Here is a 22,064-nt window from a genome sequence, read left to right on the forward strand (position 1 = left end):
ATCCTTTTTTGAAAAAAGTACTAAAGTGAAACGCGAGTTTCATCCGTTTCAAACCCAATTGATGTTGTTAAGTCAACAATATCAATCGAAATTAATGCATAATCATAGTCGGCCAAATTAATTTTATCCTGACCCTGTAAATTAAAAGTCAATGTGTTCGTATCATATGTGGTAACTTCATACAATTCAATTAATTGCTTTACATTTTGATTAATTAGCTCAAGGTTTAGGCGGTATGCAATATGATCTCTTGAGGAAACTGAGAAACGAATGGTTTGATCATTCCAATCGATTAAAGTTGGTGATTCAATGATCCGTGTTGAATCAATAGATAGGCCTGTTTTTTCTTCCAAAAAAGAATGTAACTTCTTGTTTTCAAGTACATTTGGAATATCTTGATTTTCATGCTGTGTACGCAGATAGAAGATCTCATTTGACATTACATCTTCAGATTCTACTTCACTCGTGGCACCATATAAAAGAACATAATCATCCGCTAAAATTTCTTGCGGGTAGAATGCGTGATACCGTTCATCATAATTCCAAAAAGCGTCCCACCTCATGTCAGCAACACTAATTCCACGTATTCTTTGCCACTCTGAGAATGGTAGATGATGTGTTGGAAAATAATGATAGGCAAAATGATGCCCATATTCATGTGAAAGTGTTTCACGGTAATCAACAGGTGTTTCATATTGATTGCCTTGGTATAAGACAATTGTTTTCGTAAGAGAATGATAACTTCCTTTTGTGTTTGTGCTGGAATGGGTGCCACCTAAAACCCTAACTTCATTTAATTCTGATATCTCTTGCCCATGTTTATTTAATAACAATTCTTTATATAAATCTTTTAATTTATCTTCATCCCAAGACGGCGTATAACTTGTAAAATCTATTCCCTCAGGTGATTGAAAAGATGCAAATGTCTTATCATCTATATCAGTGGTTTCAAAGCTGACTAAAAAAGGGAATGATAATAGTAATATAATGAAAATTTGGTTAAAACGTATCAACTTTATCACATCCTTCAGCTTATTTTATCATGAAAAGTAGATTAGGTAATTGGTATCATTTGCTTGTCATGAAAGAGGAATGCAGGAGAAACAGCTGTGAGAAAAAAAGATATTTTTGTAGAAAAAGGCAGAAGATTAATCTTGAAAAAATTTTTAAAAAATAGTTTTCAAAGTACAAAGATTCGTGTATTATATAAATAATCAGAAAATACTGAATTAAAAGAAAAAGGTGAGGTGCTTTAAATGAATTATTTCAACATTCCGTCAGAAAATCTACTAGAAACAAATCCTTTCGTTCACTACTTACAGAAAGGAGATCTTTATTACACATCTGAAAACGAAATTATTTTAAAGCATTTGCACGAGTTGCCACAGGATTTTATGGAAATGACATTATTTGATATAGATGGATGTGGGTGTGTTTACACTTTCTCACATATTACAAATCATAAACAAGGAGAAATGGCTATACAGGCTGCAGTCTTTAAAAAAGTATAAAATTATGGAGTGACATACAAAAGTCACTCCTTTTTACTTTAAATCAGAAATCATTTTGGACGGATCAAACTTCTCAATTAGCTTTATAAAAACTTCTGCAGTCATAATCGCGTCATTTAATGCATGATGCCTTTCTCGTTCTGGTATGCCTAAACGTTCAACTAGTTCATCTAAGTAATTGCGCATTCCTTGGAACTTTTCATTTGCAAGTAGATGTGAATCTAAATATTCAACAGGAAAATGAGGAAGGCTCCATAGTTTGATTGTCGATTTTAAAAATTCAATATCGAAGGTAGCAGGATGTGCGACTAATATACTTCCTTTACTAAAGTCAAGAAATTTGAACAAACCAACTGGAAAAGGTTCTGCCTTGTTAAGGATCTCTTCTGGCAAACCTGTAAGTTCTTGGATTCCTTTTGGTATTCTTCCAATAGGTTTGACGATTGTATAAAATGCTTCATTATATTGTATTTGGAGATCTTTTACTTTTATGGCACCTATTGAAATGATTTCATCACCCATAGTGGGGAAAAATCCCGTAGTTTCTAAATCAAAAATCGTAAACGTGCAAGATGACAGCGATTGTTTCATCAGTCCTTGCTGACTAGATAGGAATTCCTCGATTGATTGTCGCGCTGTTGAAAAGGAAGGTAATTGCGTCATTTTTTTTATATGGTATTTTAGAAAGTAATGATCCCAAAGAAAATACTTTATGATCTTTATATCATCTGGCAAACTGGTTACACCACCCGGTTTCTGTTAAAGCTGATTTTTGTTACTTGTTGCATACGATGAGCAACCTGTAATGCTTCTTTGAGCTTCATTCGGTCTTCTTTAGTTAGGTCATGAATGGGGATTTCGTTAGAAACATGATTATTGTTTGCTAATTCTTTCAGATTTTGTCTAAGTCTAAAATAATGTAAATAATGAAGGGCTGTTTTAGCATTTTCAACATCTCGAGGATGCATTGCTTGTATATTTTTTAAAGCATTAAGCCTTTTTATAGTACTTACTTCATTAATTCCATATTTTATCGCGTTAATTCTTGTCGAATATATAATCTGGGTTAGACCTGTTTTTTTGACATTTATTTTTTTGTTTTTTTGTTTTATATTTATTAGTCCAAAAGGATGAGCTGAAATTTTAAAACGCAAAGCATCCTTCATTAATAATTGCTGTAACGTTTTAGAATACTGTGCTTTTTCATTTAAAAATGTTCTTACTTCACCTGCTAACGAAAAATCTCCATAAATAGGTCTGAAATCGTAGAACATCGTAAAATTTTGGATTTCCTGAGCGTCTAGTTCTTCTTTCCAGGTCTGAATGTCTATTTTCCATTGTGATACCGACTTTCTCCATTTTTCTTCTTTTGCCATAATTCCGCCCGTACATTCCGGAAACCCTAGTTGACGGAGGGATGTATTCAACTTTTGAGTAAAAGTGTTAAAATACTTTTCAATTTCATCCCGATTTGATAGATGCTCATAATCAGCTAGAATCATACCGTTATCTTGGTCAGTGCGGAAGCCTTGTTCATTTCTAGCTTGACTTCCCATTATAATAAAACAGAAGTTAATGGGAGGTGTACCATATCCTTGTTGTTTCATTTCGTTTTCAGTTAGCTTAATCATGTGTCTGTGAAGATTGTCATTATGGTTTGTGATCATTTCCGATACTTCATAAGCATAGCTTTCTTTTTCAACAAGCTCTTGGACAAAAGCATGTAACGTTTTGTTCACTAGAGGTCCATGCATGACTAAGTCTTCAAGTGATGTTGATTTTTTTACATTATAGGTTAGATCTAAATAGCTGGAATTTTCTAGATTTAAAAATGAACGGGAAGTTAACATACCGATCACTTTTTGGTTATTCAGAACAGGAATACATTTACTCAACTTATTTTTTATAAATGATAAAGCCTCGAACGCAAAAGCATCTGCATCAACATATGCCGGAATTGGATTCATCCAATCGCTAACTAAATTTGTTGGAGGAGATGTTGAAGCAAATGTTAATATCTCATCATAAGTAATCATGCCGAGCATCTTTGAAGAATCTTTGCTTACAATTAATCCTGATGCGTTTTGATCCTTTAGAATTTTTGCAGCATCACTCATCGTATAATGGGGCGGAACAAAGATTGGCGGATCCATGAGGAGTTTTACTCGCGTCTTTAAGAGATGTACATTTTCTTCATCATCATCTTGAGTTGCTTTATTTTTCATTTCATCATATAAGGACTTTGTTCGCTCACCAATACTTCCCCAAATAACCTTTGAAAAATCATTATTACGTGTCATAATTTCAAAAAAATGTCGTTTATTTAATTTGAATACCGTGCAATTTTCCAGTGCTTGAACAGAAAAATTTAATTCACCGCTCGTAAACATCACCATTAACCCGATAATGTCCCCCGGATAATAATATCTTAAAGATAATTGTTTTCCATTTGATTGATGTAGTATATTTTTAGCTAAACCGGAAACAAGAAAGTAAAGATCAATATCATCAACAGCCTCATCTTCATGAAAGATAAATTCGTTCTTCGAAAATTGCTTTTGAGAGGCCTTATCAGTTAATTCTTGAAGTTGAAATTCAGTTAACAGTGAAAAAGGGTAGTAATCCTTCAAAAGATGTTTAAGTTCAGACATTGACAAGTTAGACACCACCTATATAAATCTTGTATACTTTAACGGTAACATACATAACAGCATTTATGAAGGCAATGAGAAGTATTCGTACATTCTAGTTCAGAAAGGAGTAATATATGAAAAAAAGGGTTAATCTACTAATCTTATCCTTGTTCCTTATCTTGTTAGCGGGTTGTGGAGCAAACGAGGAGGAAGGAACTAGTAAAAAGCCACTTCAAAACATTGAGGAAAATCCAATTGCAACAATTACAATGGAAAATGGTGATGTCATAAAAGTTGAGCTATATCCTAATGTAGCTCCCAATACGGTTAGTAACTTTATTACATTAGCCAAATCTGGGTTTTATGATGGACTTATTTTTCATCGTGTCATTCCTGGCTTTATGATACAAGGTGGAGATCCTGAGGGGACAGGAATGGGTGGACCTGACTTATAGTATAGAAGGTGAATTTTCTTCAAATGGTTTTGAAAATGAGGTGAAGCACGAAAGAGGTGTCATATCGATGGCACGAGCACAGGACCCTAATTCAGCCGGGTCACAGTTTTTTATTATGGTTGCTGAGTCTACTCAACTGGACGGAGATTATGCAGCTTTCGGAAAAGTAACCGAAGGAATGGAAGCTGTTGATAAAATCGTAGAAGTAGAAACGGATGAACAGGACAAGCCGTTAGAAGAACAAAAGATAAAAGAAATAACAGTTGAAACATTTGGCATTGAATATGCTGAACCAGAAAAGGTTAAATGAGATTCTAAATAAACTTTGTTATTATTAAGTAAAAAGACTTTATCACATGAAACCCAGCGTTATAAAGTTTTTGTGATAAAGTCTCTTTGTTCGTAATAAATAAAAAATTCCGAATAATTTCCATTATATTGACCAGGGTTACTCTATGAGATAAGTTATAATAGGATAACAATGATCGGGGGCTTTATATGGATTTTATAAAAAAACTCTCTCTTGTCTTAATTGGACTTATTTTAACTTCATTAGGTATAAAAATATTATCAGATCATCACCTAACATTTGGCGGAACAGCAGGTATTTCAACAGTCTTCTCATTTCTATCTCCTCTATCCTGGGGTACACTCTTTTTTATCGTGAATCTTCCTTTTTTTCTTATATCTATTCGTGAGCTTGGGAAATGGTTTACGATCTCAAGCTTATTATCAATAACAGGTATCTCCTTACTTCGTGAATGGTTTGACCAAATCATTCCGGTTTTGGAATTAAACATGTTATTTGCTTCTATCCTTTCAGGTTTACTCATTGGAATAGGTGTAACGTTTGTATTAAATAACGGTTCTTCATTAGGCGGGATTCATATTTTAGGATTATATATGGACAAAAAATATAGGATCAATAGAGGGATTGTATTGTTCGTATGTGACTCTATGATTATTTTATTGGCTCTGACATTGGTAGGCTGGCTAAGTGCTTTATTCTCAATTTTATGCATCTTTATTGCGAGCAATATAATTGGAAGATATAAGAAATCTCCAATAAAAGAAATGGATCAAGAAAATACAATTAACAGCCATGCTTAAGATTGGAAACATTTAAAACTAGTAATATTAGTCGAACTCAACTAATCTAGTAAAAAGAGGGTGAGGGAGACAAATGAATTATCTTACGGTAAATCAAATTTCACAATCTGAAGCTATTAAAGAGGCCAAAGCTTATCTAAAAGAATTATGGTATGCAAGTGTTGAAGGACACTTCGCCATATCTCTTCGTTATAAAATGTATAAATATCAATTGTTACACTTGCAAGCTTGTGCACCAAAAGATTGGCTGCTTGGATGGAATGGTATCTATTTCACATTAACAAAAGATATTGAACATCATGCAAAAATAACCATGACATTAAAACCAAACGGTTCAATACAATATTATTTTTCTTAAAAACCTAGGATTTATTCTAGGTTTTTTTGTACTTTAAGAAAATTTACTTATATGAAAGGTTAAGACATCGACTTCCACAATTCTGGCCGTAAGTCGTGTTTTTCTAATTTTTCATGAATAAGGAACAAATGAATAATTCATATTTGTTAGTGGGATTTTAAATTTGGCTTTAAAAAATGACTTAAGGGGGTATTTTCTTGCAAAGACAAATGAACCAAGTAAACATAGGTGCTCATGAAATTATGGAGTGTCATGAAGTGTTAAGTTGTATGATAAATGGGATAAATCAATTCCAGCTTTTACAACAACATTGTCAAGACCAAAATTTAAGAAATATTCTTCAAAACCAGCTTTCATTTATGACGAACGAGTATACAGCTTTTGTTAACACTTTACAGCAAAAAGGAAACCAAGGTCAGCTTCAATCTGTACAAACATCGATGAAAACAACACCAACATATGGAATAAAAATGAATGGGGTACCTGAATCTCCTAATGCATCACTTAACCAGTTGAATGACCGTGATGTAGCATCATTAATGCTGGGCACACACAAATCAGGAGCGGTTATGAAAATGCATGCTGCTTTGGAATTAACAGATTCACAAATGAGAGAAATGATGACTCAAAGTGCAAAAAACTGTGCGGATCAAGCATATGAAACATGGATGTATATGAATCAAAAAGGATATTATCAAGTGCCTACATTTGATCAGGCAACAACTAACGCTATGATTAATAGCTACCAACCAAATGCGCTTTATAGCAACCAACAACAAACATACTAATACTTTGGAGGGATTTAACATGCATACACCACAACATGCGATGCAACAAATTAATGAATGTCGACAAATTGTTCAACAGTTAATTCAGCAAACACAGCAAGGTACACAATTATATAAACAAATGTTGCAACAAGAACAACAAAATGCACAAGTGCTACAACAACTCATGCAAAAAGAACAGCAAGCTACACAAGTGATACAACAAAGCTTGCAAGGACATAATCAAGCATTACAACAATGTCAGCAAATCCTAAATATTTGCAATCAAATGCAGCAGGACATATCCGGTGCAGGATACAACTCTTCTCACGCATTCATGCAAAATGAACCATTACACACACAAAGCCAAGAACACCAACAAATTCCAACCTACCGTCATTTCCAACAGCAAAGACAATTTATTCAACAGTAAAACATGGGGTTAGCGAACATATCGTTAACCCCTTTTACAAATGATTCGTATCTTGACGGATAAACGAAGTTCGTATATAATTATCTTGAATTCAAGATATTTGATATAAGTGATTCTGAATTGTTAGAGAGGACGATTTATATGTCTATTAAACCTTTAAAAGGAATACATCATGTCTCTGCCCTTACTGCAAATGCTAATGAAAATTATCAATTTTATACAAAGGTGTTGGGACTTAGGTTAGTAAAGAAAACAGTAAATCAAGATGATACATCTGTTTACCATTTATTTTACGCAGATGAGAGAGGAAATCCTGGAACAGATTTAACCTTTTTTGAAATTCCCCGTGCAGGACGAACTTACCCGGGAACAAATAGTATTTCAGCAACATTTCTTCGTGTGAAAAATGATGTAGCACTACACTATTGGAAAAATCGTTTTGAAACGTTGGAAGTAGATCATGATGAAATACAAGTAGAAATGGGACGCGCTACTCTTTCATTTCGAGATCACGAAGGTCAACGATTGATTCTTGTTTCTGATGAAACAAATTTCGGTGTTGAGGGTGGAAAACCTTGGGAGAAAAGTACTGTGCCTTCCGAAAATGGAATTGTAGGGCTAGGACCTGTGGAGTTAACAGTATCACGTCCCGAACGAACAATAAATGTATTAACAAATTTAATGGGCTTTAGAGAAAAGCAGGGATATACAAGAAATATTGATCATAAAGAAGTTCGGGTCTTTGAAACAGGTGAGGGTGGAACAGGTGCCGAGGTTCATATTATCGAAGATGCTGAAAATAACCGCGAGCGACCTGGAAGAGGTAGTGTGCATCATGTTGCATTCCGCGTTGAGGATGAAGAAGAGTTAAAGAAATGGGTAGAACTCTTAAAAAATAATCACTTACCTAACTCAGGATTTGTAGAACGTTATTATTTCCGCTCGTTATACTTTAGAGAACCTAATGGCATTCTTTTTGAGCTGGCTACAGATGGTCCGGGATTTGAAGGTGATGAAGACTTCGAACATCTGGGTGAAAATTTAGCTTTGCCTCCTTATTTTGAACATCAACGAGAAGAAATCGAAGCGAAGTTAAAGCCGTTAGATACGAAAGAATTTTAAAAATAGGAGGTAAAAGGAATGAAACATATTTTTATTGAAGGAAAAGACAAGCAAGCTCCTACATTGCTTTTATTACATGGTACAGGAGGAAATGAAAAAGATTTATTACCAATTGCTGAAATGATTGCTCCAGACGCTTCAGTGCTTGGAGTGAAAGGAAATGTCTCTGAAAACGGAATGCCCCGATTTTTCCGTCGTTTATCAGAAGGAGTATTCGATGAAGAAGATCTTATTTTTCGAACAAGCGAGTTAAACGAGTTTTTAGAGGATAGTGCAAAAAAATATCATTTTGATCGTGATCGAATCTTAGCAATTGGTTATTCAAATGGCGCAAATATTGCAGCAAGTCTTATGTATCATCATAAAAATGCGTTACAAGGAGCCATATTACTTCATGCTATGGTACCTAGAAGAAAGGTTGAAATTCCTAACTTAGATGGAACACCGATCTTTATAGGAGCTGGTGTAAATGACCCTATCATTCCTATTGAAGAAACGAAGGAATTAGTAGAAGCTTTACAAAATGCTCAAGCAAATATTACCGAACATTGGGGGCAGGCAGGTCACCAATTAACAAGAGAAGAAATTGAGCAGGCAAAAACATGGTACGAAAAGAATTTTAAGTCGTAAACAACGAAAAGGAGTTATCTCGTTTCACTTCAACTTTTAGAGAAGTGGAGAGACAGCTCCTCTTTATTTACTATTAATAGGTTCCAAGCATTCTTTTACATCATTGGATGGGGAATTCACAAGATTTGAAACTTCATAAGATTTCATTAATCCTTCGTCAAAAGGTACAAGTAATGATTTTAGTTCTTTTACATTATGGTAATTAGGATTCAGCCACATATGAAAATCATCTTTTCGAAGAATTACAGGCATTCTATTATGAATCTCTTCCGTAACTTTATTAGCTTCTGTTGTCAGAATCGTGCATGTGAACAAGTGTTGGTCCCCCTTTTTCCAGCATTCCCAAAGACCTGCAAGTGCAAAAGGCTGCCTATCTTTCATGACAAATCTATAAGGATGTTTTTCTTTTCCATTCCTTTTCCATTCATAAAACCCATCGCTAATAATCAGGCATCTCTTTTTTAAAAAGGGAGTTTTAAAACTTACTTTCTCTTCAATGGTTTCTGAACGGGCATTAATCATTTTATAACCTATTTTTAAATCCTTTGACCAAGGAGGCACAAGTCCCCAACGCATAAATCTCCCAATTCGATCCTGTCCATTCGAACCGATCACAAAAACATCTTGTGAAGGAGCAATATTATAACGATATGAAAGTTCTTCTTGAATCAATACATCAAACTGTTCCTCAATAATTGATTGCTTTGTTGCTAACGAGAATCGTCCGCACATGGTCATATCCTCCATAAAAGTTGATACATACAGTGTATCTGAAGAATTTAAAAAAGGAAATAACAAAGATCTTAATCATTTTGCCTATAACCTGTAATGGGATTTTTACATATAGTATATAAACAGTTCTGGAGGTGATAGTATGGGCGGCGCAGGCGGATATGGTTATGGAGCAGGATTTGCTCTAATCGTAGTATTGTTTATTCTTTTAATCATCATTGGAGCTTCTTATATTGGTTACTAAAATGTAGAAAAGGGCAATCCGAGAACAACATGTTCTCGGATTTTCTTTTTTACAACTACATTGGATAAAAACCATTAGGTTGAAGAAATTAAAGTTTAGATCTTTAAAAGGGAGATTGGTCGAATAATGATGAAGAAAACTTTTTTTCTTATGCTTTTTGTGACAACAACTCTGATAGCATCAATCCTAAAAAGCAGCACAATATATTCATTGGAGCTGAAAGCAGAAGGAGTAACCCAGCTTGAATCTATTTTAACGAATGATCCAATGATGAGAGGAGCTATTTCTGGTTTAAGTGTAAGGTCAGCTTCTACAGGTGAAATTTTGTATTCTCTTAATGGGGAAACAAGTTTAACTCCAGCGTCCAGTTTAAAACTATTCACAGCCATAGCAGCATTAACGATACTAGGTTCAGATTATACCTTTAACACTAAAATAAAAACAGATGGAAAATGGGAGAAAAAAGGTGTATTAAAAGGAAATGTATACATATTAGGCGGAGGAGACCCAACACTTACAATAAAAGACATTAAGATGATGGCAAAACAATTAAGACAAAAAGGAATCAAAAAAATTGATGGAGATGTAATAGGAGATGATAGCAGATACGATACGGTTCGTTATTCTGTTGATTTACCATGGACAGATGAAACAGCATATTATGGAGCACAAATTTCAGCCTTAACAGCCTCACCTGATGAAGATTTTGATGCAGGAACGATACAAATTCAAATTACGCCAAGTCAAAAAGATATAGAACCTAAGATCACATTAATACCTGCTACAGATTATGTGACCATTCAAAATAAAGCCAAAACAACAGATGCAGAAAGTGAAGAAACTATAAATATTACACGCGTTCATGGTAAAAACGAAGTGATAATAGAAGGATCAATTCCCGAAGATAAAAATATGATAAAAGAATGGATTTCAATTTGGAATCCTACAAAATATACACTTGCGCTCTTTCAGAAGGAATTTGCTCAACAGGGGATACATATCACAGGGAAATGTTATTCTGATATAACACCGACCAAAACTCAAAATCTCGTTTTACATGAATCAGAGGCATTGTCTGAGATTCTTATTCCATTTTTAAAATTAAGTAATAATACGATAGCAGAAATGCTTGTAAAGGAGATGGGGAAGGTCACCCATAATCAAGGTACGTGGGAAAAAGGGTTAGAAACTGAAATAAATACATTGGATCAATTAGGAATCGACGTGAACAATACAGTCCTTAGAGATGGTTCAGGATTATCACATATAAATACGACACAGGTAAATACCATTACACAGTTATTATACAAAGCCCAATCCAAAGAATGGTTCTCACAATTATACAAAGCATTGCCTGTTTCAGGTGAGGAGGATAAATTAACAGGGGGAACACTGCGTAAAAGAATGAAAAACTCCCCTCTCAAACAAAAGGTAGTAGCAAAAACAGGCACATTGACAAATGTAAGTTCTTTATCAGGGTTTTTGGAAACGAAGAGTGGAGAAGTCGTAATCTTTTCAATCATATTAAATCATATGGATGATGAAGAAAAAGGTAAAATAATCGAAGAAAAAATCCTTTCTGTCCTGCAAAATTGGCTTGAATAAAAGCGAAATTTTTGAACTTATCTTGATTCTTTGAAATAATTGTATTAATAAAGGAGGAGAAATAGTATGAAAGTATTAGTTGTAGGAGCAAGTGGACAAATTGGACAAAAGCTGACGGAAATGCTACATAGCCATGATGAGCACTCTGTATTAGCGATGATTAGAAAGCAGGAGCAAAGAGAAGCATTTTCTAAGAAAGGAATTGAAACAGTTATTGCCGATTTAGAAGGAAGTGTTGCTCAATTAAAACAGGCGATGAATGGATGTGACGCTATTGTTTTTACAGCTGGATCAGGAGGCAGCACAGGTGCGGATAAAACATTATTAATTGATCTTGATGGAGCTGTAAAAACGATGGAAGCGGCAGAAGCAGCTGGTGTTGATCGATTTATTATGGTCAGTGCCCTTCAGGCTGATAATCGTGAAAATTGGTATGAAGCAATAAAGCCTTATTATGTTGCAAAGCATTATGCTGATCGGTTACTAATGCAGTCAAATCTAACATATACCATTATTCGTCCAGGTGGACTATTAAATGAAAAAGGAACAGGGAAAATTTCTGTAGGTGATCAACTGGAAAGAGGATATATACCACGTGAGGATGTAGCACAAACGATTGTAGATGCCTTATCGAATGATCATACAAAAAAACGTTCTTTTGATCTAATTGCAGGAGATGATCAAATCTCAGTTGCATTAAACAAACTTTAAGCATCTCGATTGAGGTGCTTTTTCTATTCAATGGGTAAATTCGGTCTAATGATTGCGTTTGTGAAAAATGGGTATTATAAAAGTGTAATGGTGTCTCGGTTAATTGAAAATAAAGGGGGAAGAAGGATGAAACTGACTCCAGAACAACGAATTCAGCTGCATGGTTTTAATAATTTAACAAAGTCTTTAAGTTTTAATATGTATGATGTATGCTACACAAAAACAAGAGAAGAAAGAGAGGCATATATTGAATATATAGATGAGCAATATAATGCTGAACGGTTAACAAATATTTTAAAAAATGTGACTGAAATCATTGGAGCACATGTGTTGAATATTGCAAAACAAGATTATGTTCCACAAGGGGCCAGCGTAACTATTTTAGTTTCAGAAGGTCCTGTTGTAGAAGTACCAACAGAGTCTTATGATGAATCTCCGGGTCCATTACCAGAAGCAGTAGTGATGGGATTGGATAAAAGTCACATTACCGTTCATACATATCCCGAATACCATCCAAATGAGGGGATTAGCACATTTCGTGCTGATATAGATGTTTCAACATGTGGTGAAATATCGCCACTAAAGGCATTAAATTATTTGATTCATTCTTTTGATACGGACATCCTCACAATGGACTACAAAGTCCGTGGGTTTACTAGAGATATTAATGGAAATAAACTATTTATTGATCATGATATTAGCTCTATTCAAAATTATATACCTGATGAGGTGAAGGAAGAATTTGATATGATTGATGTGAACATATATCAAGAAAATATCTTCCATACGAAATGTAAGCTTAAACAATTTGACTTAAATAATTATTTGTTTGGATATACGAAAGATAAGCTTAGTAAAGAAGAGCAAGAGCAAATTACGACAAGTCTGACAAAAGAAATGGACGAAATTTTTTATGGCAAGAACATGAAATAAGGGATTGAAGTTTTTGCCTTCAATCCCTTTTATCGTTCTATTTCGCTTTAGCAGCTTGTAGTTGTAAAGAAACTTTGATTTGATCGCCAACAAGAACTCCGCCTGCTTCTAATGTTGCATTCCAAGTTAAGCCATAATCGCTGCGTTTTAGTTTTCCTTCAACACCGAATCCTACTTTTTCATTTCCCCATGGGTCAATACCAGTTCCTTCAAAAGTAACCACAAATGTTTCTGATTTTGTTACTCCATGTAATGTTAAGTTACCAGTAACGTTATATTCATTTTCATCCGTTTTTTCAATAGCCGTTGATGTGAATGTCATTTTAGGATGGTTTTCAACATCGAAAAAGTCAGCAGAGCGTAAGTGATTATCACGATCTTCGTTACGGGTATCAACACTTGCTAAATCAACAGTAAATGTAATATCAGCTGTTGTTAAATCTGTTGGATCAGTTTCAATTTCAGCATCAAAGCTTGTAAAGCCACCTTTAACTGTTGCAAACATCATGTGTTTAACTGAAAAATCTACTCCACTGTGTGTTGGGTCAAGATTCCATTTAGATTTTGTCATTTTTTCTCCTCCAATAAAATAACTTAGTTTAAAATATCTCAATTTAAAGATTTATAACTTCGAGATAAATTATATAATGGAATAAAGCGAAAGTCAACGTGAAAAGTTTAAGTTACACCTGAATTTCTTTATTGAACAAAATGTGAAGTCTATTGTTACTTGAAGAAAAAAGGAGTATTATAAAAGTGTAGAAAGTTAGTGAAATACTTCACAAACTTTCGCAGGAAAAGCTAGATAGCTTAAAAAATTTTAAAAATTTATGTGAAATACTTCACAAAGAGGAGCTGTTGACCATGAATTGGTTAAAGGGACCGAAAATGGCTATTATTTGGACAGTTTTAAGAGTTTGGTTAGGAGTACAGTGGCTTGAAGCAGGGATTCATAAAGTAATGGATGGATTTGATGCAACAGGATTTATACAAGGGGCTATTGTTAAAGCGGGTGGAGAAAATCCTGCTGTACAAGGGTGGTATGCTGCATTTCTTGAAGAATTTGCCCTTCCGAATATACCATTATTTAATGTGTTAATACCTTGGGGGGAAGTTTTAGTCGGTATCGGGTTAATAATAGGAGCGGCAACAATCCCAGCACTATTAGCAGGTGCTTTCATGAACTTCAATTTTATGATGGCAGGAACAATTAGCACAAACCCAATTCTCTATACTGCTGCATTTATATTAATAATAGCTGGTACAGCTGGTTACTACTACGGAGCTGACAGATGGATTCTACCAGCACTAAAACAAGTTATTAACCGGAAAAGACACAATAAAAAAGAAAAACATCATCATGAACACCTTCCGGCTCATTAAGACAAATGTAATAAAATTTTGACAGCATCAAATAAACAGGATAGCTCAGGCTATCCTGTTTATTTTAATTTGAGATCAATGCTTCGATTTTTCGGTTTCGAACATTTTTCTCTTCATCAGTTGATAAATCATACTTCTTTAGTAGATGGAATAATTCATTTAGTTCAGTTTGACTAGTATCTGTAGATAAAAATAGTAAGCATTTTTCCACTAATTGAGTATTAAGAAAAGGTGATTGATCTTGCAATTTTTTCTTCACATCTTCAGAAGAGTGATCAATTTTACAATTACTCATGGTTGTTCGTTAACCTCCAATATGTGACATCTCGATTTTTTTCCTAGTCGATGTTGCTTCTCCTCGTTCAACTGAATATTGGTCTTTACGTCCACGCCAGATTGCCTGAATATGCTCCGCAAGCTCTGCGTCTGTTTTTTCTGAACGTATCTGTTCTCGCAAATCATGACCAATAGACGCAAACAAACATGTATATAAAGAACCGCTTGCTGATAACCGAGCTCGATTACACGTTGAACAAAACGCATCTGAAACAGATGAAATTACACCAATTTCTATGTCAGAACCAATATAGCGGTATCGACTTGCTACCTCACCAGTATAATTTGGATCAATTGACTCGAGTGGCATTACCTCATGAATATCTTTAATGATTTGTTTTTTAGAATAAACATCTTTCAAATTCCATTGATTCGTATTTCCAACATCCATAAATTCAATAAATCTTAAAATATGGCCTTTTTCTCTGAAAAACTTGGCCATAGGGATAATTTCCTGGTCGTTCATCCCACGTTTAACAACCATATTAATTTTGACCTTTATTCCAGCCTCTGCTGCGGCGTCGATACCGTCGATCACAGATTGAACTGAGACACCACGTCCGTTAATTTTTCCAAATACTTCGTCATCAAGGGAATCAAGACTGATTGATACACGTTTTAACCCCGCAGCTTTTAACTCCTTTGCATATTTAGGTAAAAAATAACCATTTGTTGTCATCGCGATATCTTCAACACCGTTTATTTGGCTTATCCGATCAATAAGAGTAGATAAATCCTTCCTCATTAGCGGTTCTCCACCAGTAATCCGAATTTTTTTTACACCTAGAGATTGAACAAAAATAGACGTTACACGTTCTATTTCTTCATAAGAAAGCAATTCCTTTCTCTTTAAAAAAGGATAGTCCGGTCCGAATATTTCAGCCGGCATACAATAAGTACAGCGGAAATTACATTTATCTGTAACAGAAATACGCAAGTCGCGCAGGGGGCGATCAAAGTAATCATAAGTAGTATGACTATTGCTCAATACGATTCCTCCCTTACATTTATCTTTCAATAATCCGTTCTGGATGGGAATAGACATTAAATGAAGTTCCTCTAATAAAGCCAACTGCTGTGATGTTTAAATCATCTGCAAGTTTGATGGCAAGGTCAGTTGGAGCAGATTTTGATAAGACGATACCAACACCAATTTTTGACGTTTTTACTAGGACTTCAGAAGAAATTCTACCACTGAATACGATAATTTTATCACGTACAGGGATATCGTTCAAAATGCTATATCCGTATAATTTATCTAATGCGTTATGTCTACCTATGTCAGACCTGCAAATAATCATTTTTTCAGGTGTACATAAAGATGCATTATGAACGCCACCTGTTTCCTGAAAAACTATGCTGTTTTCCTGCATTTCTTTCATGAGAGAGATGCATTGTGAAGGTGTAAGAGTTTGTTTGCTCATTGAGGTTTTTGATGTTTTAACATCATTTTGAAAATAAAACTGTCTGCTTTTACCACAGCACGATCCGATAAATCTTTTAGAGTAATATTGTTGGTTTGTTGTTACTTCCGCATAAAGTTTTACATAGGCATATCCGGCAGCTTCATCAATGGATATAGATTCCACTTCACGATAAAATCGAATAACACCCTCAGATGCTAAAAAACCAACGACCATTTCTTTAATGTGGGTAGGGGTGCAAACCATTGTTGCAAACTCCACATTGTTGACGAATATTGTTAATGGATATTCGGTTACAATGTTGTCGGTTGTATCAAATAAATTTCCATTTGAGTATTTACGTATTTTTTTATTGATGCTCATTTTCTTGTCCATTTATCATCTCACCTAAATTATAAGATACATAACATATAATCATATTATGGTGTCATTAACAAGTATGAAAGTTTGTCAATTATGACAGTATAAGCTTAAAAAATCGAAAATTATTGTTGCAGAATAATAGAATACATGTTACTATTTCGATACAAAGTTCATGATATTGTAACATTTTGAATTCGAGATAGCGACCCTGTCGTCGATTTAAATTGTTCAAAAATTGAAAGCGATTAACTGTTGGTCCGATAGTAGCGAATCCTGCTTGAAACTAACCGTCAATCACCATTTAGATAGGCAAGTTACCTTGTTTACTATCTATTTAGGGGATTGACGGTTTTCTTTTTTTATGATGTACATGATATGTTCAGATGGCTTAATGCATGTTAAGAACTAAATTCTAATTATTGAAATAATCTTTAAATAGTGAAAACGCAGCTTTATTAAAATTTTTAGATAAGGCTTTAAAAAATGAGGGGATGTCTACATGAAAAAAACAAAAAATCGCTGGTTAATTGCTGCTTCGGCAGTTGGGATCCACATTTCCATAGGATCTGTTTATGCATGGAGTAATTTTACAAATCCATTAATGGAGGAGTTTGGATGGAGTGCTTCTCAAGTACAATTAACATTTAGTATTGCAATATTATTTCTAGGATTATCTGCAGCATTTTTGGGACATTTTGTTGAAAAATACGGTCCAAGAGCAGCTGGTTTACTCGCAGCAGGATTCTTTGGATTAGGGGTCATTGGATCGGGATTAGCTATTAATTTAGGATCGCTTCCTTTTCTTTATGTTACATATGGAGTCCTTGGAGGTATTGGGCTTGGTGTAGGATATATTGCACCTGTATCAACCTTAGTTAAGTGGTTTCCGGATAGGAGGGGACTTGCTACAGGTCTTGCGATAATGGGATTTGGATTTGCTGCTGCAATCGCCAGCCCTGTGATGGAATGGTTAATTAATTCTGTAGGAACAGCAAACACATTTTATATTCTTGGGATATCTTACTTAATTATTATGACCTTGTCTTCCCTTTATTTAGAAAAGCCTGCTGCTGATTGGGTTCCTAAGGGATTTGAAGCTAAATTGAAATCGGGAAATTCTCGAATTAAAGAAGATTTAGCACAATTAACCGCAAATGAAGCGATTAAAACATCTCGATTCTATTATTTATGGGTGATGTTATTCATTAATGTAACATGTGGAATAGCTATCTTATCTGCTGCAAAGCCTCTAGCGGAAGAAAGTATTGGACTTACTACAGCAGAAGCAGCAACACTTGTTGGTATTTTAGGGATTTTTAATGGTTTAGGTCGTTTAGGTTGGGCTTCCATTTCAGATTATATTGGCCGACCAAATACGTATACAACATTCTTCGTCTTGCAAATTGTGTTATTTGCTCTATTACCACATACAACAGAAGCATTTTTATTCCAGGTTATGTTAGCGGTTGTTTATACTTGTTACGGTGGAGGATTCTCTGCAATTCCTGCTTTTATCGGAGATATATTTGGTACTAAGCAATTAGGAGCTATACATGGTTATATCCTTACTGCATGGGCTGCAGCAGGTTTAGCTGGTCCAATGTTCGCTGCTTGGATGAAGGATACAACGGGAAGTTATGGAACAAGTTTAACATTTTTCTCAGGATTGTTTGTCATTGCCTTACTTGTATCTATTGTGATTCGTAAAGATATAAACCGGCTTCGTCAGAAACAAAACACAAACGCCAAAAACTCCATTGCAGGATAATAATACTTCCACAAATGCATAAGGTATGGTAAAATACCTCATGCTAAAACCTCTAGTGGGTAGGAGGATATTATGAACAAGTACGAAGCAGAATTTAGTAATATCGTTCGCTCTTTCCGAAAAAAGCACATGGGAAAAGGTCCTAGTAAAATTACAACAACATTTTGTAAAAACTGGGCAATCTGTGAAATGGAAGGCAATCTATCTCCAGTTGAAAGATTTATTGCTAGTGCAGATGAAGGGAAACAGGCGTTACGATCTGCAAGAACTGAAATGGTAAAACAAATTTACAGAAAGAACCCTCCTCTAGAGATGGAAGAGTTTTTAGGTTGTAAATTCGTTGACTTATTTGTAGATATCGATATTGACAGAGACTTTGGGATGTCCATCTTTGTTTTTGATGAAGACCTGCAGCAAAAGTTTATTAAATAAGGGTCATAAGGAATGTGTTAGAAGCTATTATAACAGTTTTCTAAATAATCGACGTAAGCTAATCTAACCATAAAAAAATAGATTAAGAGCCGAATAATATGACCAACCTTAAGGATGTATTAAATTAAAATAACTGGTATGGCACTTGGTAGCGATCCTGCAAAAGACTAACCACCGTGAAACTCTGCACCTTTTTAAGATAAGAGTCTACGGTGGTTTTTTCTTTATACAAACTAAAATCAATTAATGAATAAATTTTGCATAGTGGATCTTTCCAACCCTTTATTACAACATAACAGATTTAAGAATGTAACCTATTAAATGAATTTTATTACAAGGAGTGATTTCAAATGGGAGAGACCAAACATCAAGGACCAATAAAAGCAACAAAAACACCTCAGCCAAAGCACTGGGTTAGTCCAATTCCATTTGGCCTAGGCAAGGTAAAGCCTCATCATTTTAGAGATACAATGAAAGTGGCTTGGGATAACAAAGACAATATTGGATATGCAACACGTATTCTAACACAGGGTGTTTGTGATGGCTGTGCCTTAGGCGTTTCAGGGCTACAAGATCAGACGTTAAAAGGTCCGCATATGTGTACAACGAGAATGAATGTATTAAGACTCAACACCATGCCAGCTTTAAAAGAAGAAGTTGTTCATGCTGACATCGATGAACTACGAAAATATAGTAGCACAGACTTAAGAAAATTGGGACGAATTCCATACCCGCTTATTCGTCGAAAAGGTGAGAGTAAGTTCTCTCGGCTAACATGGGACGAAGCGATGGAGATCATTGCAAATAAAATGAAGCAATTGGACCCAAAGCAATATGCATTTTATTTAACCTCAAGAGGAATTACGAATGAATCATATTATGTTGCAGGGAAAGTAGCGAGATTCCTTGGCACTAATAATATTGACAATGCTTCACGCATTTGTCACTCACCAAGTAAAACAGCGTTAAAGCGTTCAATTGGTGTAGGAGCTTCAACAGCAAATTATCAAGATTGGTTTGGCACTGATGTATTACTGTTCTGGGGAAGTGTAGCCTCAAATGCTTCACCAGTTTCAACAAAATATATGCTGGAAGCCAAAAAAAGAGGAACGAAAATTATTGTGGTTAACCCATATAGCGAACCGGCAATGGATAAGTATTGGATCCCATCAAATATGGAATCAGCCCTTTTCGGTACCAAATTAGCTGATGATTTCTATCAAGTCAATATTGGCGGAGACATTGCCTTTATGCATGGAATTATGAAGCATTGGTTTGAGATGGAAGATAGACATTATGGATCAGCCATTAACCATGAGTTTGTTCAACAGCATGTAAATGGATATGAAGATTTAGTAAACCATGTGAAACAACAAACATGGGATGACATCATCAAGTCTTCTGGAATTTCAAAAGAGAGAATCATAGAGCTGTCAGACTTATTAGCAAGAAGTAAAAATGCAGTCTTCGCTTGGGCTTTAGGACTAACCATGCATTCGTTTGCAACAGATAATATTTCACAAGTAGCAAATCTCGCCCTTTTACGCGGATATCTTGGACGTAAAAACAGTGGATTAATGCCATTCCGAGGCCACTCTTCTGTACAAGGATCTGGAGAGATGGGGGCAGACCCATTTGTTCTGCCAGGAAGCGGGTTCGACGAAGAGAATACAAAACGTATGGAACAAATTTGGGGTTTTGAATTACCAAAATGGCAGGGAGATATTGTAGGAGTTACGTTAGAAAACATAATACTGCCTGATGATCACGAACGGAAAATTAAGCTCTATTATTTATCAGGAGGTAATTTCTTAGAAACAATGCCTGATCCGGATTTTGTAGAAAAAGCTTTATCTGAACTGGATATACGTGTGCACCAGGATATTATTTTGAATACATCTACACTTGTTGATGCGAAAGAAGCTGTTATTGTTCTCCCTGCAAAAACGAGGTATGAGCAAGAAGGAGGGGGAACATCAACCTCGACAGAACGTATGGTGTATTTTTCACCACAAATTGAAGGAAACAAAAATGAAATTGAAGAAGCGCGTGCAGAATGGAAGATTTATATTGATTTAGCGAAGCGGGTTAAGCCTGAAACAGCTCATCTTGTAGAATTTACATCAGGACAGGAAATTAGAAGTGAAATTGCAATCGCAAATCGTGACTATGATGGAATTCAACACTTAAAAAAACAAGGTGATGTATTCCAATGGGGTGGAGCTTGGCTTTGTGAAGGTGGAGTGTGTCCAACGTCTGATGGAAAAGGGAACTTGATTTCTGTGGAGATCCCTGAATTAGGAAAGAAAGAAGGACAATTTATTGTTACTTCAAGACGTGGTAAACAATTTAACTCAATGGTTTATAAAGAAACAGATCCATTCAACGGAGCTGATCGTTATGATGTCTTAATGAATGCTGAAGATGCAAAACAATTAAGTATTGCAGAAGGAGAAGGCATTGTTGTCTACAATGGATTTGGTGTTTTTCAAGGTAGAGCGAAATTTGTTGAAATTGCTAGAGGAAACCTTGAAGTACACTTTCCAGAAGGGAACTTTTTACTCCCAAGAGGAAGATATGAAAAATATGCCGGCATACCGGATTATAATATTACTGTAACAGTTGAAAAAGCAGATCGATATAATGCGCGTAAAGATGTTCAATATGTAGAAAAACAAATAGATGATTTAGAAGTAAATGCACCATTATAAGGAACATACAGGCAGAACGATCTTGTTCTGCCTGTTTTCATGATTCATGCTCATCACCAAGGATCGATAGTTGAAGTGAGATTAACTTTTCTTGGATAATAAGCAAGTTTTGTCTCATTTTAACTTTAAGGAGTTGATCTTCAACATCAGTTGTTTTTAACTTATCCAGTTCTTGAAGAACAGAAATAAATAATTGTGTCACTTCATTATGTTTTAGAATTAGATTAATTTTATCGAACTTTTGTTGGCTATTCATTTGTTCTCCTTTAAATGTAAAAGTTTAAAGTATGACATTACTTTGTAACACAAAATGATATAAATCCTATATCAACCATTCAAAGAGACAATGTCTTTAACACAATATGAGACATTTTTTGTCAATTATCCTCTATCCCTATCATTC

24 protein-coding genes and 1 pseudogene are annotated in these 22,064 nt (G+C 34.9%); 16 read left to right on the forward strand and 9 right to left on the reverse strand.

Annotated elements, in window-relative coordinates:
• Window positions 1-20 precede the first annotated feature (20 nt).
• On the reverse strand, window positions 21-1,013 hold the full coding sequence (locus LC095_RS06620; RefSeq protein ID WP_226527419.1) for a hypothetical protein: 993 nt from the start codon (window positions 1,011-1,013) through the stop codon (window positions 21-23).
• Between the two features lie 243 nt (window positions 1,014-1,256).
• Here LC095_RS06620 and LC095_RS06625 point away from each other — a divergent pair, with 243 nt between their 5' ends.
• A complete protein-coding gene (locus LC095_RS06625) occupies window positions 1,257-1,511 on the forward strand; it encodes a hypothetical protein (protein WP_226527420.1) in 255 nt (84 codons plus the stop codon).
• A 33-nt stretch (window positions 1,512-1,544) separates the two neighbouring features.
• Here the strand turns inward: LC095_RS06625 and LC095_RS06630 are convergent, their stop codons facing one another.
• Both LC095_RS06630 and LC095_RS06635 read right to left on the reverse strand, forming a co-directional pair.
• Window positions 1,545-2,246 carry a PolC-type DNA polymerase III gene (locus LC095_RS06630; protein WP_226527421.1) on the reverse strand — a complete coding sequence of 234 codons (702 nt, stop codon included), beginning with the start codon at window positions 2,244-2,246 and terminating at the stop codon, window positions 1,545-1,547.
• Between the two features lie 5 nt (window positions 2,247-2,251).
• Complete coding sequence (locus LC095_RS06635; protein WP_226527596.1) at window positions 2,252-4,162, reverse strand: DUF294 nucleotidyltransferase-like domain-containing protein; 1,911 nt, start codon at window positions 4,160-4,162, stop codon at window positions 2,252-2,254.
• 116 nt (window positions 4,163-4,278) lie between these two features.
• Here LC095_RS06635 and LC095_RS06640 point away from each other — a divergent pair.
• From LC095_RS06640 to LC095_RS06670, 7 genes and pseudogenes are all read left to right on the forward strand, one after another.
• Window positions 4,279-4,909: pseudogene (locus LC095_RS06640) on the forward strand (peptidylprolyl isomerase).
• Window positions 4,910-5,097: 188 nt separating this feature from the next.
• Window positions 5,098-5,709 (forward strand): YitT family protein, encoded by a 612-nt coding sequence (locus LC095_RS06645; RefSeq protein ID WP_226527422.1) that lies wholly within the window; start codon window positions 5,098-5,100, stop codon window positions 5,707-5,709.
• A gap of 73 nt (window positions 5,710-5,782) precedes the next feature.
• Complete coding sequence (locus LC095_RS06650) at window positions 5,783-6,067, forward strand: hypothetical protein (protein ID WP_226527423.1); 285 nt, start codon at window positions 5,783-5,785, stop codon at window positions 6,065-6,067.
• A gap of 197 nt (window positions 6,068-6,264) precedes the next feature.
• On the forward strand, window positions 6,265-6,855 hold the full coding sequence (locus LC095_RS06655; RefSeq protein WP_226527424.1) for a spore coat protein: 591 nt from the start codon (window positions 6,265-6,267) through the stop codon (window positions 6,853-6,855).
• A gap of 19 nt (window positions 6,856-6,874) precedes the next feature.
• A complete protein-coding gene (locus LC095_RS06660; protein ID WP_226527425.1) occupies window positions 6,875-7,267 on the forward strand; it encodes a hypothetical protein in 393 nt (130 codons plus the stop codon).
• A gap of 141 nt (window positions 7,268-7,408) precedes the next feature.
• A complete protein-coding gene (locus LC095_RS06665) occupies window positions 7,409-8,389 on the forward strand; it encodes a ring-cleaving dioxygenase (RefSeq protein ID WP_226527426.1) in 981 nt (326 codons plus the stop codon).
• 18 nt (window positions 8,390-8,407) lie between these two features.
• Window positions 8,408-9,019: an alpha/beta hydrolase gene (locus tag LC095_RS06670; RefSeq protein WP_226527427.1), complete on the forward strand. Its 612-nt coding sequence runs from the start codon at window positions 8,408-8,410 to the stop codon at window positions 9,017-9,019.
• 63 nt (window positions 9,020-9,082) lie between these two features.
• Here the strand turns inward: LC095_RS06670 and LC095_RS06675 are convergent, their stop codons facing one another.
• A complete protein-coding gene (locus LC095_RS06675) occupies window positions 9,083-9,751 on the reverse strand; it encodes an SOS response-associated peptidase (protein WP_226527428.1) in 669 nt (222 codons plus the stop codon).
• A 142-nt stretch (window positions 9,752-9,893) separates the two neighbouring features.
• Between LC095_RS06675 and LC095_RS06680 the strand changes: the two genes are divergently transcribed.
• From LC095_RS06680 to speD, 4 genes are all read left to right on the forward strand, one after another.
• Window positions 9,894-9,995, forward strand: coding sequence for a YjcZ family sporulation protein (locus LC095_RS06680; RefSeq protein WP_084042975.1), 102 nt, complete (start codon window positions 9,894-9,896; stop codon window positions 9,993-9,995).
• Window positions 9,996-10,124: 129 nt separating this feature from the next.
• A complete protein-coding gene (gene dacB / locus LC095_RS06685) occupies window positions 10,125-11,600 on the forward strand; it encodes a D-alanyl-D-alanine carboxypeptidase/D-alanyl-D-alanine-endopeptidase (protein WP_226527429.1) in 1,476 nt (491 codons plus the stop codon).
• Between the two features lie 66 nt (window positions 11,601-11,666).
• Complete coding sequence (locus LC095_RS06690) at window positions 11,667-12,311, forward strand: SDR family oxidoreductase (protein ID WP_226527430.1); 645 nt, start codon at window positions 11,667-11,669, stop codon at window positions 12,309-12,311.
• 126 nt (window positions 12,312-12,437) lie between these two features.
• A complete protein-coding gene (speD, locus tag LC095_RS06695; protein ID WP_226527431.1) occupies window positions 12,438-13,244 on the forward strand; it encodes an adenosylmethionine decarboxylase in 807 nt (268 codons plus the stop codon).
• 37 nt (window positions 13,245-13,281) lie between these two features.
• Here the strand turns inward: speD and LC095_RS06700 are convergent, their stop codons facing one another.
• The gene (locus tag LC095_RS06700; RefSeq protein ID WP_226527432.1) at window positions 13,282-13,815 is read right to left on the reverse strand and encodes a YceI family protein; all 534 of its coding nucleotides are present in this window, start codon (window positions 13,813-13,815) and stop codon (window positions 13,282-13,284) included.
• Window positions 13,816-14,108: 293 nt separating this feature from the next.
• Here LC095_RS06700 and LC095_RS06705 point away from each other — a divergent pair, with 293 nt between their 5' ends.
• Window positions 14,109-14,627, forward strand: coding sequence for a DoxX family protein (locus LC095_RS06705; RefSeq protein ID WP_226527433.1), 519 nt, complete (start codon window positions 14,109-14,111; stop codon window positions 14,625-14,627).
• Between the two features lie 64 nt (window positions 14,628-14,691).
• On the opposite strand, the gene LC095_RS06710 is transcribed toward LC095_RS06705, so the two are convergent.
• The 3 genes from LC095_RS06710 to fdhD are packed head-to-tail and all read right to left on the reverse strand — an operon-like array spanning window position 14,692 to window position 16,762.
• Window positions 14,692-14,922 (reverse strand): group-specific protein, encoded by a 231-nt coding sequence (locus LC095_RS06710; RefSeq protein ID WP_226527434.1) that lies wholly within the window; start codon window positions 14,920-14,922, stop codon window positions 14,692-14,694.
• Window positions 14,923-14,931: 9 nt separating this feature from the next.
• Window positions 14,932-16,008, reverse strand: a complete 1,077-nt coding sequence (gene moaA, locus LC095_RS06715) for a GTP 3',8-cyclase MoaA (protein WP_413467463.1) — start codon at window positions 16,006-16,008, stop codon at window positions 14,932-14,934.
• Entirely contained in the window at window positions 15,971-16,762 is a 792-nt protein-coding gene (gene fdhD / locus LC095_RS06720) for a formate dehydrogenase accessory sulfurtransferase FdhD (RefSeq protein WP_226527436.1), read from the reverse strand. Before fdhD ends, moaA begins: the two co-directional genes overlap by 38 nt.
• Before the next feature lie 487 nt (window positions 16,763-17,249).
• Between fdhD and LC095_RS06725 the strand changes: the two genes are divergently transcribed.
• The 3 genes from LC095_RS06725 to LC095_RS06735 all read left to right on the forward strand — a co-directional run bounded on the left by LC095_RS06725 (window position 17,250) and on the right by LC095_RS06735 (window position 21,661).
• The gene (locus LC095_RS06725) at window positions 17,250-18,518 is read left to right on the forward strand and encodes an OFA family MFS transporter (RefSeq protein ID WP_226527437.1); all 1,269 of its coding nucleotides are present in this window, start codon (window positions 17,250-17,252) and stop codon (window positions 18,516-18,518) included.
• Between the two features lie 72 nt (window positions 18,519-18,590).
• Window positions 18,591-18,950 (forward strand): DUF2294 domain-containing protein, encoded by a 360-nt coding sequence (locus LC095_RS06730; protein WP_026560116.1) that lies wholly within the window; start codon window positions 18,591-18,593, stop codon window positions 18,948-18,950.
• A gap of 350 nt (window positions 18,951-19,300) precedes the next feature.
• A complete protein-coding gene (locus LC095_RS06735; RefSeq protein WP_226527438.1) occupies window positions 19,301-21,661 on the forward strand; it encodes an FdhF/YdeP family oxidoreductase in 2,361 nt (786 codons plus the stop codon).
• 37 nt (window positions 21,662-21,698) lie between these two features.
• On the opposite strand, the gene LC095_RS06740 is transcribed toward LC095_RS06735, so the two are convergent.
• Entirely contained in the window at window positions 21,699-21,917 is a 219-nt protein-coding gene (locus LC095_RS06740; RefSeq protein ID WP_078431178.1) for a hypothetical protein, read from the reverse strand.
• Window positions 21,918-22,064 lie beyond the last annotated feature (147 nt).

Origin of the sequence: Metabacillus niabensis (assembly GCF_020524345.1) — a bacterium.
In the GTDB taxonomy this organism is placed as follows: domain Bacteria; phylum Bacillota; class Bacilli; order Bacillales; family Bacillaceae; genus Metabacillus; species Metabacillus niabensis_B.

Excerpts from the sequence above, each read along its gene's own strand:
- LC095_RS06660 (WP_226527425.1), top strand. The coding sequence starts at position 6,875 with ATGCATACACCACAACATGCGATGCAACAAATTAATGAATGTCGACAA.
- LC095_RS06670 (WP_226527427.1), top strand. The coding sequence starts at position 8,408 with ATGAAACATATTTTTATTGAAGGAAAAGACAAGCAAGCTCCTACATTG.
- LC095_RS06740 (WP_078431178.1), bottom strand. The coding sequence starts at position 21,917 with ATGAATAGCCAACAAAAGTTCGATAAAATTAATCTAATTCTAAAACAT.
- LC095_RS06675 (WP_226527428.1), bottom strand. The coding sequence starts at position 9,751 with ATGTGCGGACGATTCTCGTTAGCAACAAAGCAATCAATTATTGAGGAA.
- LC095_RS06705 (WP_226527433.1), top strand. The coding sequence starts at position 14,109 with ATGAATTGGTTAAAGGGACCGAAAATGGCTATTATTTGGACAGTTTTA.
- fdhD (WP_226527436.1), bottom strand. The coding sequence starts at position 16,762 with ATGGACAAGAAAATGAGCATCAATAAAAAAATACGTAAATACTCAAAT.
- LC095_RS06690 (WP_226527430.1), top strand. The coding sequence starts at position 11,667 with ATGAAAGTATTAGTTGTAGGAGCAAGTGGACAAATTGGACAAAAGCTG.
- LC095_RS06730 (WP_026560116.1), top strand. The coding sequence starts at position 18,591 with ATGAACAAGTACGAAGCAGAATTTAGTAATATCGTTCGCTCTTTCCGA.
- LC095_RS06665 (WP_226527426.1), top strand. The coding sequence starts at position 7,409 with ATGTCTATTAAACCTTTAAAAGGAATACATCATGTCTCTGCCCTTACT.
- speD (WP_226527431.1), top strand. The coding sequence starts at position 12,438 with ATGAAACTGACTCCAGAACAACGAATTCAGCTGCATGGTTTTAATAAT.
- LC095_RS06635 (WP_226527596.1), bottom strand. The coding sequence starts at position 4,162 with ATGTCTGAACTTAAACATCTTTTGAAGGATTACTACCCTTTTTCACTG.
- LC095_RS06645 (WP_226527422.1), top strand. The coding sequence starts at position 5,098 with ATGGATTTTATAAAAAAACTCTCTCTTGTCTTAATTGGACTTATTTTA.
- LC095_RS06725 (WP_226527437.1), top strand. The coding sequence starts at position 17,250 with ATGAAAAAAACAAAAAATCGCTGGTTAATTGCTGCTTCGGCAGTTGGG.
- moaA (WP_413467463.1), bottom strand. The coding sequence starts at position 16,008 with ATGTCTATTCCCATCCAGAACGGATTATTGAAAGATAAATGTAAGGGA.
- LC095_RS06735 (WP_226527438.1), top strand. The coding sequence starts at position 19,301 with ATGGGAGAGACCAAACATCAAGGACCAATAAAAGCAACAAAAACACCT.
- LC095_RS06650 (WP_226527423.1), top strand. The coding sequence starts at position 5,783 with ATGAATTATCTTACGGTAAATCAAATTTCACAATCTGAAGCTATTAAA.
- LC095_RS06700 (WP_226527432.1), bottom strand. The coding sequence starts at position 13,815 with ATGACAAAATCTAAATGGAATCTTGACCCAACACACAGTGGAGTAGAT.
- LC095_RS06680 (WP_084042975.1), top strand. The coding sequence starts at position 9,894 with ATGGGCGGCGCAGGCGGATATGGTTATGGAGCAGGATTTGCTCTAATC.
- LC095_RS06710 (WP_226527434.1), bottom strand. The coding sequence starts at position 14,922 with ATGAGTAATTGTAAAATTGATCACTCTTCTGAAGATGTGAAGAAAAAA.
- dacB (WP_226527429.1), top strand. The coding sequence starts at position 10,125 with ATGAAGAAAACTTTTTTTCTTATGCTTTTTGTGACAACAACTCTGATA.
- LC095_RS06625 (WP_226527420.1), top strand. The coding sequence starts at position 1,257 with ATGAATTATTTCAACATTCCGTCAGAAAATCTACTAGAAACAAATCCT.